Genomic DNA, 11,311 nt, shown 5'->3' with positions numbered 1-11,311 from the left:
TGGCCGCTTTCGCGCGCAAGGGCGATCATGTCACGCCAGTTTTTCAGGCGCAGGGTTGCTTCGCCGGTCGGCGAGCCGACTTCGTCGATGGTCAGGTCCGCCGCCAGTTGAAACGACAGATCCCCCCAGGCCGCCGCTGCCGTGCGGATCTTGAGGGATGTGGGTTGAGGGCGGCGGTCTTCTAGCGCACGCAGATCCCACGGACGGTCAAACCCCACCTGCATGTCCAGATCCATCGTGCTCATTCTGTCGGGCAGGACCGACGTTTTCAGAAACCGTGGCGGCGCCACGCCCTGCGCTTGATAGGCGAAATCATAAAGCGGGGTCGCAGCCTCGATCTTTCGCACCGCCATGCGCACCGCATCGGCCTGAACGCTCCAGCCCGCATCAGAGGCCAGTGTCAGCTGATCGCTTGCAAAATTGCTTCGCTCCAACGGCAGGGACGCCTCTGGCGACACCACCAGCGACGCCTGCATTTTGTCGGACGTGATGGTCAGGTTCTGTTGAGGCGTTGAAAGGGTATGCGTGGTCGGCCAGACAGCGATGACATGTGTCGGGCGATAGCTGAGAGCAAGCAGTTGAAAGAAAGGCGCGCTCCAGGCCAGACCTGTGTCTGGATCCGCCAGGGCAACATCGGTGAAGCTGGCATCGACCCGATTTGGAAAGCCTCCTACGGAAAGGTCTGAATACTCGGCCTGCCAGCCTTCGGTTGCGCGCGCCGTAAACCACGCTTCGAGACCGGCTTTTGTGCCTGTTGAGGCCACAAACCAATATCCCGACCAGGCAAATGACAGTGTCAGGATCAAGTAAAGTAACGGTCTCATGCGTGCGCCTCTTCCTAAACTTTGGATTGGTGTTTAAACAGCCGCATCGCAATAGGCCAGACATGGGATTCAGATGACGCTTTGGGTTTTTGGATATGGGTCACTTTTGTGGAACCCGGGCATCGATGTCGCCGAGCAGGTGATTGCCACATTGCCAGATTGGCATCGCAGCTTTTGCATGTCGTCCATCCATCATCGCGGCACGGTTGCGCATCCCGGCTTGGTGTTGGCGCTGGATGCCGAAGAGGGGGCGGTGTGCCACGGGGTCGCCTTTCGCGTGACGCCTGGAAGCGAAGACGCCGCCATCAAAGAGCTGCGCGAGCGCGAATTGGTGTCCTCGGCCTATCTGGAAACCAATTTGATGATCGATCTTGCCGACGGTCGGCGCGTGCAGGCGGTGACATATGTGATTGACCCCAATCACGAGCAATATGTGCATCTGTCGCTGGAAGAGCAGGCGCAGATCATCACGACCGCCGTTGGCGGGCGGGGTCCGAACACGGAATATCTTTATAACACTGCCGCGCATTTGACCGAATTGGGCATTGAAGACGCAGATTTGAACTGGTTGTCGACCCGCGTGCGTCACTTGACCCGTTAATCACGCGATAAGTCAATAATCCTTGGCAGGATGCACCGGTCGCAGTAGGGTGGCCGCAGAAAAGAAACAGCGTCAGGAGCCGCCTCAATGGAGCTGCCAGACCGCGAGGCCGAGCCACAATTCTCGCAACCAATCAGCCAGATCTTCTCGATGCTGGCAGTTTTGGCGTTAACCGCTGTCGGCGGCTATATCGCCTTGCCGCGGGTTTTGCCCGTGTTTATCGCCAACCCTTGGTTCAATGGCGTCATTGTCTTCGTCTTCCTCATCGGGGTTGCGTCCTGCTTTTGGCAGGTAATTTCAATGATTTCCTCGGTCCGCTGGATCGAAGGATTTGCCGCGCAGCGCCCCGGGCATGACATGTTCCAGCCGCCACGCCTGTTGGCACCGCTGGCGTCACTGCTGCGGGCCCGTGGCGCACAAAGCCAGATTTCGACCGCCTCAACCCGGTCCATTCTGGATTCCGTTGGCACGCGGGTGGACGAAGCGCGGGAAATTACCCGGTATATCACCGGCCTGCTGATTTTCCTTGGCCTGCTAGGGACATTTTATGGTCTGGCCACATCGGTGCCTGCGATTGTCGAAACCATCCGAAGCCTGACCCCACAAGAAGGCGAGACCGGCGCGGATGTGTTTGTGCGCCTGCAAAGCGGTCTTGAGGAACAGATGGGCGGTATGGGCATCGCCTTTGCGTCCTCGCTCTTGGGGCTTGCAGGGTCTTTGATTGTGGGTCTGCTGGAACTTTTTGCAGGCCACGCACAGAACCGATTCTATCAAGAAATGGAAGAGTGGCTGTCCACGATCACGCGCGTCGGGTTTTCTTCGGGCGATATGGACGGCAGCGGCGAACAGTCGATCTTTGGCGAGGCGCTGGAGCATATGATCCTACAGATGGATCGTTTGCAGACGACCTTTGCTGAATCCGAGGAACGGCGCACAGTCATTGAAAATCAGATCGGTGATCTGGCGAATTCCCTCAATCAGCTGACCGCACAAATGAGCCGCGACGGCGGCGCCGGAACCGCGATGATCCGCGTGGCCGAAGGGCAAGAGCGTTTGATTGCCACCCTAAGCGAAATGCATCAGGGCGATGGGGTCGATGCGGAAAGCCGTATGCGCCTGCGCTCGATTGATGTTCAGATGCTGCGTATTCTCGAAGAGATCAGCGCGGGCCGCCAAGAAAGCATGTCCGAGATCCGTCAGGATCTGAACGCATTGACGCAGGCCATTGGGGTGCTGTCGCAGGGCGGCAAAGGCCGCCGTCGCGTACATCCGGGGCAGGACGACTAAGATATGGCTCTGTCGCGGCGCACCGGACAACGTTTTCAGGCTCAGATTTGGCCCGGCTTTGTGGACGCGATGACGGGGCTTTTGCTGGTCCTGATGTTTGTCCTGACCATCTTTATGGTGCTGCAGTATGTGCTGCGCGAGACGATCACAGGACAGGAAAACCAGCTTGGCGAACTGTCCGCCGAGCTGTCAGAACTGGCGCAGCAGCTGGGGTTGGAACGCGATCGCAACCGTGATTTGTCGGCCCAGATCGGCACGTTGCAATCCAACCTGAGTGATGCTCAGGCCGAGGCCGAGACCAATGCGCTGTTGATTGCCTCGTTGATCAGTGAGCGCAATGATGCGCGCGAGCAACTGGTGGCCTATGAGGCCCAGATCACCGCATTTGAAGCACAAGTTGCCGCGCTGATTGCGCAGCGCGACGAAGCCAATATCGCGATCACAGCGCTGGAAGGCGAAAAGGCCGAATTGCTGACACAGCAAGAGGCCATGAACCTTGCACTGGCGCAGGCGCGGGACGAAATCGATCAACAGACCGAGGCCGCGCGCCTGGCCGCTGCGCAACGCGAGGCGCTAGAGGCGATGGTGGCGCAGCTTGAAGCAGAGGCTGTGCAGGATGCTGAGGCAAGTGCCGCATTGGCCGCCCGCGTCGAAGAGCTTCAGTCCGAGTTGAGCGCCGAAGAGATTGCCAAGCTGGCCGAAGCTGCCGCCGCAGAGGCATTGCGCAAACGTTTGGAAGAGGCTGACGCCGAGTTGACCTCGCTGACGCTGGCGCTTGAGGAACAGCGTAAACAGGCCGACGAAACCCTGACGCTTCTGGCCGCGGCCGAGAAAGCCTCTGAGGATCTGGACCTGAAACTGGCCGCCGCATTGGTGCGCGAAGAAGATTTGGAAAGCCAGCTGACCAAAGCGCTTCTAGCGCTTGAGACGGCTTCAGGAGAATCTGAAAACACGCTCGAAGAACTCGCGGCTACTCTGTTGCGTCTGGAGCAAGCGGATCAGGCGGGCAATGCATTGTCGCAGGATGTAGCGCGCTTGCAGACTGATCTGGCTGCGGCTCAGGCCAATCTGGAACGTGCGCAGAATGACCGACTGTCTACCGAGAACGAGCTGGCGTCGGTTTCCGCGCAATTGACGGCCGCCTTGTTAAACGTCGATCAGCGCGACATCACCATCGGCGACCTTGAAGCGCGTCTGGCGGCGGTTCAGGCCAGCCTTGCCGCATCAGAAGCCAACGAGACCGTCAGCCGTGAGCAGCTTGTGGTGACGCGCCAAACGCTGGCAGAAACTCAGGCCTTGCTGGCGCGCACGGAAACCCAGTCAGACGAGACACGCACCGAGCTTGAGACCAGCCTTGCAGATCTGAATGCACGACTGGCGGCGCTGGAAGCGGCGGCTGCGGCGCGCGAGACCGAGCTGACCGGCGTTGCGGCAGATCTGGAGACCCGACTGCAAGAGGCCTTGGCAGCCCAGATCGAAGCGGAAAATCGTGCGACGGCGGCGGAACGTACAGGAACAACCCTGACCAGCCAGGTCGCGTCCCTTGAAGAACGGCTTGCAGCGGCGCTTGCCGCGCAGCAGTCGGCCCAGCAAGAGGGCCAGACCAACGACGATCTGCGTAAGGCGCTGGAAGAGGCGATCGCGCAGAGGCTTGCGTCACAGTCCACCGCTGAAAATCTGGAAGACCGGCTTGCCGCAGCCTTAGCGGAACGGATCGCGATTGAGCAGAACATCGAAGTGCTGACGAACGAGCGAGCCGACCTGCGCGAACAGCTTGCCCGCGCCTTGGCGGCACAAGAGGCCGCCGAGCAGGCCGCTTTGGATCGCGAAGAGATCCAGCGTCAACTGGCCGCCGCGATTGCGGCGCGCGAAGATGCCGAAGGCGCTGCGGAAACGAATCTGACCGCCGCCGAAGAGCGTGCGCGCCTTTTGGCTCTGGCCAATCAAGCGCTGGAAGACGAGCGTTTGCGTGCCACCGAGGGCGAGAAGCAGGTTGCTTTGCTGAACCAGCAGGTTCTCGAGCTGCGTCGTCAGTTGAACCAATTGCAGGGGCTGTTGGATGAAAGCCTTGCGCGCGACGCGGCGGCTCAGGTGCAGCTGGATACGTTGGGGCGCGACCTGAACGCGGCGCTGGCACGGGCGGCGGCTGAAGAACGCCGTGCACGTCAACTTGAAGAAGCAGAGCGCAGGCGGCTGGAAGAAGAAGCGGCGCGACTGGCGGCTGAGGCACAGGATCTTGCGCGGTATCGTTCCGAATTCTTTGGCCGTATGCGGGATCTGCTGGGCAACCGCGAGGGCGTGCAGATCGTTGGCGACCGCTTTGTGTTTTCCTCAGAGGTTCTATTCCCCCCCGGCGGTGCAGAGCTGAGCGGTGGCGGTGTAGACCAGATTGCGCGTGTCGCAAGCCTGTTGCAGGACGTTGCAGATCAGATCCCGCCGGAAATCGATTGGGTGCTGCAGGTGGATGGTCACACCGACAATATTCCGATCCGCAACAACCCCGAGTTTGCCGACAACTGGGAGCTGTCGCAGGCGCGCGCGCTGTCTGTTGTGCGCTTGTTGTCCGAGCAAATGGGGCTGCCGCCCAGCCGTTTGTCGGCCAATGGTTTTGGCGAATATCAGCCGCTTGATCCGTCAAACACCCGCGAAGCTCGGGCGCGCAACCGTCGGATCGAATTGAAATTCACCGAGAAATAGGCAGTGAAATTGGCAGAGCGGAATGCGCTCTGCCTGCTTTGGTTATTGATAGCTGGCGGCGGTGATGAATTCGCCAAAGCTTTCGCACCAGACCACCACCGTGGTGTAATCCGCGACGTTCACGCCCGCTGGAACGTCCACCAGAAAGCCTCCGAAACTTTTGATGTCACCGATCAGAGCGGCTTCGGCTTTGATCGGATCAAACTCGTCTTCATGCTCCACAAAGCTTTTGGTCAGATAGAGTTTATAGTCCGGGCCGGGGGCCATTTTGCCCTCGTGAATGATGCGATCTGCAGTGACAGAGATTTTGCCTTCACCCCAGTGCAGAAAGTCGCTGCCCCGAAGGTCACGCGTAAATTCGCCGCTATAAAGCGCGGCCTCGGCCTCTTGTTCCAGCTGGCTGGCATCCGGTGCAGGGGCGGCTGTGAGGATCGGCAACAGATAAATCCCAAGGGCAAAGCCGATCGCCAAGGCGCCCCCGTGTGTGATCAACAAAATCAATCTGCGAAACATAGAAACCTCCTGGCGTGAATATGCCAGAAGGATGTCGTGTTTGCGCAGACCTGTCCAGCCTTTGCTTGGGCCGCAGGGCGAGACAAGAAGAGATGGGGACCGCAACGCCGTTTGGCGCTGGTGTGACACGAAAAAGGCCCCGCGTGGTGGTGCACGCGAGGCCCTTTCGTAGTGTCGGTCGTTTTAGTCCGCAGTCAGCAAAGGCGGCTTGTCCCCTGCGATCTGCGGTTTCTCCGGGCCGTCCAGTTTCAGGTGCAGCTCTCCCGCTTTCACGGTGACCTTAACCAACCCACCTTTCGCAAGTTTGCCAAACAGCAGTTCTTCGGCGAGAGGCTTTTTGATGTATTCCTGGATCACGCGGCCCAGAGGGCGCGCGCCCATTTTGTCATCATAGCCCTTGTCGGCCAGCCATTCGGCGGCTTTTGGCGTCAGTTCGATGTGAACGTTGCGGTCCATCAACTGTGCTTCCAATTGCAGAACGAACTTCTCAACCACTTGCATGATCACGGATTTTGGCAGCGGCGCAAAGGAAATCACGGCATCCAGACGGTTGCGGAATTCCGGAGTAAAGGTGCGCTCGATTGCGGCGGTATCCTCGCCCTCGCGACGGTCGCGACCAAAGCCGATCGCGGCTTTCGCTTGCTCGGTTGCGCCCGCGTTAGAGGTCATGATCAGGATCACATTGCGGAAATCCACCGTGCGTCCATTGTGATCGGTCAGCGTGCCGTGGTCCATCACCTGCAAGAGGATGTTATAGACGTCAGGGTGGGCTTTTTCGATCTCGTCCAACAGCAGAACACAATGCGGGTGCTGATCCACACCGTCGGTCAACTGGCCGCCTTGGTCAAAACCAACATAGCCCGGAGGGGCGCCGATCAGACGTGAGACCGCGTGTTTCTCCATGTATTCCGACATGTCAAAGCGCAGCAGTTCCACACCCAGCGTATCCGCCAGCTGTTTTGCGACCTCGGTTTTACCCACACCGGTTGGACCGGCGAAGAGGTAATTGCCGATGGGCTTTTCAGGCTCTCGCAGACCGGCCCGCGCCAGTTTGATCGCCGAAGACAGCGCCTCGATGGCGGTATCCTGACCAAAGACCACGCGTTTAAGCGTTTTCTCTAGATCCTTGAGCACTTCGGCGTCGTCTTTCGAGACGTTCTTCGGTGGGATGCGGGCGATCTTGGCCACGACAGCTTCGATCTCTTTGGTGCCGATGGTCTTGCGCCGTTTGGAGGCAGGGACCAGATGCTGCGCAGCACCAGCTTCGTCGATGACGTCGATGGCTTTGTCGGGCAGCTTGCGGTCGTTGATGTAACGATCCGACAGCTCGACGGCGGTTTTGATCGCGTCGGCGGTGTATTTCACCGAGTGATGCTCTTCGAAGTACTCTTTCAGACCTTTCAGGATCTTGATGGTGTCGGGCACCGAAGGCTCGTTCACGTCAATCTTCTGGAACCGACGCGACAGCGCGCGGTCTTTTTCAAAGTGCTGACGGAACTCTTTATAGGTGGTGGAGCCCATTGTTCGCAGCTTGCCGCCCTGCAGGGCAGGCTTCAGCAGGTTCGAAGCATCCATCGCGCCGCCAGAAGTCGCGCCCGCGCCGATCACCGTATGAATTTCATCGATGAACAGAACAGAATCCGGGTGGTCTTCCAGTTCGGTGACAACCGCTTTCAGGCGCTCCTCGAAATCACCGCGATACCGTGTGCCGGCCAAAAGCGCGCCCATGTCCAGCGAGAAGATCGTGGTCGAGGCCAGAACCTCTGGGGTTTCGCCGTTCACGATGCGATGGGCGAGGCCCTCGGCAATGGCGGTTTTGCCAACGCCCGGATCGCCGACCAGCAGCGGGTTGTTTTTGCGACGGCGGCAGAGAACCTGAATACAGCGTTCGACCTCGTGGTCGCGGCCGATCAGCGGGTCAACGTCGCCAGCGATGGATTTCGCGTTCAGATCAACGCAGTATTTCGCCAGCGCGCTTTCTTTCTTGTCGGCCTCGGATTTATGCGAGGTTTGCAGACCGTCTTCGTCCTCATCGTCAATGTCGCTGCCCGAAACCGGGCGGCTTTCGCCAAAGGCCGGATCCTTGGCCACGCCATGGGCGATATAGTTCACGGCATCATAGCGTGTCATGTCCTGCTCTTGCAGGAAGTAGGCCGCGTTGCTTTCGCGTTCCGCGAAGATTGCCACCAGTACATTGGCGCCGGTCACCTCAGTGCGGCCGGAGGATTGTACGTGGATGGCCGCGCGCTGGATAACGCGCTGGAATGCGGCGGTTGGAACGGCCTCGGACCCTTCGACGTCGGTCACAAGGTTGGACAGATCCTCATCGATGAATTCGATCAGGGTTTGCCGCAGCTCGGTGATGTCGACGCTGCAGGCCTGCATCACGCGCAGGGCATCCGGTTCGTCCAGAAGGGCGAAAAGAAGGTGTTCCAGGGTGGCAAACTCGTGCTTGCGCTCGTTGGCTTGCGCCAGCGCAGCATGGATCGCCTTTTCCAAAGTGGTCGAAAATGAAGGCACTGCTCAAACTCCTTCCGATAGGTGCTTTGGGCCTCGCGGGTCATTGGGCAACGGCCGCGCGATAGTTTAGGCCCCATACTGTTAAAGTTTGGTCGATCTATGCCCGGCTTCAAGGCTTTTCTATTATTTTCCGCTCACAATTTGCGTGAGGCGCGTGGCTTTGGCGTCAAAATGGCTGAAATCACGCTGGTCTTGAGTTGCACGCATTGGGCGGCAGCCGAAGGGGGTGCCGACGTTTTGGTCTTATTTTTCAGGCTGACAGAGGTTTCACGGAAAGGCAACAACCACGGGGTTAAAGAAAACCTCAGAAATTATCTTTTCTTTTGCGCACTTCGGTAAAAATATCCACCAAATCCGCGCCCGTAAGCCCGACAGTGGCCTGCACCTCTGGGCTGGCGCTGCGCAAGAAGGGGTTTGTTGCCAATTCATCAGATAATAGCGATGGCACAGTTGGATTGTTCTTGGATCGTGCCGCTTTGATCGCCGAAACACGATTCTGAAGCGCCTGATTGCCCGGTTCGATCGACAGCGCAAAGGCCGCATTTGCGGCCGTGTACTCGTGCCCGGAATAAACCACTGTGTCCTCAGGCAACGCCGCAAGCGTGCTGAGAGAGGCAAACATCTGCGCGGGGGTGCCTTCGAACAGACGTCCGCATCCAAGCGCCATAAGACTGTCGCCCGAAAACAGCGCTTTCTCTTGTGGTATGTAGAAAGCGACGTGCCCAACCGTGTGCCCAGAGACATCGATCACCTGAACCTCGCGACCAAAGAGCTCAAACACATCCCCTGCATCGACCGACTTTGTCAGAGGTGGCAGCCGGTGTGCGTCGGCCGAGGCGCCGATGATCTCTGCGCCGAACTCTTCGGCAAGGGCCTTGGCGCCATCTGCGTGGTCCCAGTGGTGGTGGGTCAGAAGAATGACATCCAGGTTCCAGCCGCGACGTTTGAGTTCGGCGGCTATGCTGGCGTCTTCGGGGGCATCAACCAACGCGGTCTGGCCTGTGTTTTGATCGTGCAGCAGAAAGTTGTAATTGTCCGAAAGCGTCGGCAGCGTCACGATTTCCAGCGTCATGGGGGTCTCTTCTTTTGGAATTGTTGGGATTGGCTGGTTCACAGATGGCTCAAACCCATTATGTTGGCCTCAGTTATTCAGATTGGGCGCTGTGGTGCAATGCATCTTGATGTGAAAGATCTGCGCAATTTCTATTATCGCAGCACCCTTGGGCGCGCGGCCCAGAAAGCTGTGCGCGACGAGGTCGTAAATCTGTGGCCCACCGCCGCGGGGCAAACCGTTGTCGGCTTTGGCTTTGCGGTTCCTTTGCTGCGTCCGTACTTGCGAGAGGCGCGGCGGGTGATCGGCCTGATGCCCGCACCGCAAGGTGTGATGCCCTGGCCTGCGGGCATTCCCAATGTGTCGGTGCTGTGTGAGGAAACCGAATGGCCCATCGACACCGGGCGCATTGACCGTTTGATCATGATGCATGGGCTTGAGAACAGCGAGAGCCCCAGCGATCTGTTGCAAGAGGCCTTTCGCGCGCTTGGCCCCGGTGGGCGCGCTTTGTTTATCGTGCCGCACCGCTCTGGACTTTGGTCGCGGTCCGATCGCACACCCTTTGGCTATGGGCGGCCTTATTCCACCAGTCAGCTTGAAACGCAGCTAAAGCACCATGGCTTTACCCCCGAGCGGCATCGCACAACGTTGTATCAGCCGCCCAGCCACAAACGGTTCTGGCGCAAAACCTCGCGGCTGTGGGAAAACACCGGTCGGGCCTTGTCGCCCGTTCTGGCAGGCGGTGTCCTGATGGTCGAAGCCAGCAAACGCGTAAAGGCCCCAAGCGGTGGCGTGGCGCAGGCGGTGCGCAAACCGTTGCAGATTTTGGCCCCCAAGCCAGAAGTCGCCGCGATCCGCGCAAAGGGGCGTTGAAACGGCTGATGTACGGTCCGCAAAAACAGGCGGATTCTGTCAAAAGAATCGCCTTTTGCGACAAATTCCACGCGAAATATTATTATTAAATTGCAGGCAAAGGGTCGCACCTGCGTCAACACCTTAAAAACTTGGTGTTTTTCCGGTTCGCTGCACGAGCGAAACATTATTGCGAGCTATGAACTCCTCTGATACACCCCGCGTGAAATTCTAACGTCTTGATTTGCGTCGAGACGACCAACGTCCTCGGAAGCTGCATACTGCGGTATACTGAGGCCAAATATCGGAAGGGTGGACGTGTCCGAACCAGCTTCGATTTCACAAGGCATCGCCGCACGCTATGCCACAGCGGTTTTCGAGATCGCGAAAGAGTCCAAAGGTGTTGCTCAGCTTGAAAAAGGCATTGATGCCCTGAGTTCAGCTTTGGAAGACAGCGCGGAACTGCGCGAGTTGATTAATTCCCCGGTGTATTCCCGTGACGTACAGGGCAAGGCCATTGCAGCGGTTGCTGCAAAGATGGGCTTGGACGCTGTGCTCACCAACACCTTGAGCTTGATGGCGGAGAACCGTCGTCTGTTCGTTCTGCCTCAGCTGGTTGCGCGTCTGCGTGACCTGATCGCGGAGGACAAAGGCGAAGTGACAGCAGATGTCATCTCGGCCAAGGCTCTGACGAAGACTCAATCTGACAAACTGGCCAAAACGCTGAAAGCGCGCGTTGGCAAGGATGTCAAAATTAATGCGACCGTTGATGAAACTCTCATCGGCGGTCTCGTCGTTAAGGTGGGCTCGAAGATGATCGACACGTCGATCCGCTCCAAGCTCAATTCCCTTCAGAATGCAATGAAAGAGGTCGGATAATGGGTATCCAAGCAGCCGAAATCTCGGCAATCCTGAAAGACCAGATCAAGAACTTTGGTCAGGAAGCCGAAGTTGCCGAGGTTGGCC

At 58.4% G+C, this 11,311-nt stretch carries 9 protein-coding genes; 5 read left to right on the top strand and 4 right to left on the bottom strand.

What is annotated here, in order from left to right; translation table 11 throughout:
• Positions 1-824 (bottom strand): DUF2125 domain-containing protein (locus ACEQWH_RS15180; protein ID WP_370232250.1); only part of this gene is annotated, 824 nt, incomplete at its 3' end.
• A 73-nt stretch (positions 825-897) separates the two neighbouring features.
• Between ACEQWH_RS15180 and ACEQWH_RS15175 the strand changes: the two genes are divergently transcribed.
• The 3 genes from ACEQWH_RS15175 (at position 898) to ACEQWH_RS15165 (ending at position 5,409) form a co-directional block, all read left to right on the top strand.
• Positions 898-1,425 carry a gamma-glutamylcyclotransferase gene (locus ACEQWH_RS15175; RefSeq protein WP_370232248.1) on the top strand — a complete coding sequence of 176 codons (528 nt, stop codon included), beginning with the start codon at positions 898-900 and terminating at the stop codon, positions 1,423-1,425.
• Positions 1,426-1,512: 87 nt separating this feature from the next.
• Positions 1,513-2,712, top strand: a complete 1,200-nt coding sequence (locus ACEQWH_RS15170) for a biopolymer transporter ExbB (protein ID WP_370232247.1) — start codon at positions 1,513-1,515, stop codon at positions 2,710-2,712.
• Between the two features lie 3 nt (positions 2,713-2,715).
• On the top strand, positions 2,716-5,409 hold the full coding sequence (locus ACEQWH_RS15165) for a peptidoglycan -binding protein (RefSeq protein WP_370232246.1): 2,694 nt from the start codon (positions 2,716-2,718) through the stop codon (positions 5,407-5,409).
• Between the two features lie 42 nt (positions 5,410-5,451).
• Here the strand turns inward: ACEQWH_RS15165 and ACEQWH_RS15160 are convergent, their stop codons facing one another.
• The 3 genes from ACEQWH_RS15160 to gloB all read right to left on the bottom strand — a co-directional run bounded on the left by ACEQWH_RS15160 (position 5,452) and on the right by gloB (position 9,514).
• Positions 5,452-5,922 (bottom strand): DM13 domain-containing protein, encoded by a 471-nt coding sequence (locus ACEQWH_RS15160; RefSeq protein WP_370232244.1) that lies wholly within the window; start codon positions 5,920-5,922, stop codon positions 5,452-5,454.
• A 183-nt stretch (positions 5,923-6,105) separates the two neighbouring features.
• Entirely contained in the window at positions 6,106-8,442 is a 2,337-nt protein-coding gene (gene clpA, locus ACEQWH_RS15155) for an ATP-dependent Clp protease ATP-binding subunit ClpA (RefSeq protein WP_370232242.1), read from the bottom strand.
• Positions 8,443-8,746: 304 nt separating this feature from the next.
• Positions 8,747-9,514 (bottom strand): hydroxyacylglutathione hydrolase, encoded by a 768-nt coding sequence (gloB, locus tag ACEQWH_RS15150; protein WP_370232240.1) that lies wholly within the window; start codon positions 9,512-9,514, stop codon positions 8,747-8,749.
• Between the two features lie 99 nt (positions 9,515-9,613).
• Here gloB and ACEQWH_RS15145 point away from each other — a divergent pair, with 99 nt between their 5' ends.
• The gene (locus ACEQWH_RS15145; protein WP_370232239.1) at positions 9,614-10,366 is read left to right on the top strand and encodes a methyltransferase domain-containing protein; all 753 of its coding nucleotides are present in this window, start codon (positions 9,614-9,616) and stop codon (positions 10,364-10,366) included.
• 297 nt (positions 10,367-10,663) lie between these two features.
• Positions 10,664-11,224 (top strand): F0F1 ATP synthase subunit delta, encoded by a 561-nt coding sequence (locus ACEQWH_RS15140; RefSeq protein WP_370232237.1) that lies wholly within the window; start codon positions 10,664-10,666, stop codon positions 11,222-11,224.
• Positions 11,225-11,311: the final 87 nt, after the last annotated feature.

It is taken from the genome of Cognatishimia sp., assembly GCF_964229375.1.
Classification (GTDB): Bacteria; Pseudomonadota; Alphaproteobacteria; order Rhodobacterales; family Rhodobacteraceae; genus Cognatishimia.
This window is presented reverse-complemented; position numbering and strand designations above follow the sequence as displayed.

Excerpts from the sequence above, each read along its gene's own strand:
- ACEQWH_RS15160 (WP_370232244.1), bottom strand. The coding sequence starts at position 5,922 with ATGTTTCGCAGATTGATTTTGTTGATCACACACGGGGGCGCCTTGGCG.
- ACEQWH_RS15170 (WP_370232247.1), top strand. The coding sequence starts at position 1,513 with ATGGAGCTGCCAGACCGCGAGGCCGAGCCACAATTCTCGCAACCAATC.
- gloB (WP_370232240.1), bottom strand. The coding sequence starts at position 9,514 with ATGACGCTGGAAATCGTGACGCTGCCGACGCTTTCGGACAATTACAAC.
- ACEQWH_RS15165 (WP_370232246.1), top strand. The coding sequence starts at position 2,716 with ATGGCTCTGTCGCGGCGCACCGGACAACGTTTTCAGGCTCAGATTTGG.
- ACEQWH_RS15145 (WP_370232239.1), top strand. The coding sequence starts at position 9,614 with ATGCATCTTGATGTGAAAGATCTGCGCAATTTCTATTATCGCAGCACC.
- ACEQWH_RS15175 (WP_370232248.1), top strand. The coding sequence starts at position 898 with ATGACGCTTTGGGTTTTTGGATATGGGTCACTTTTGTGGAACCCGGGC.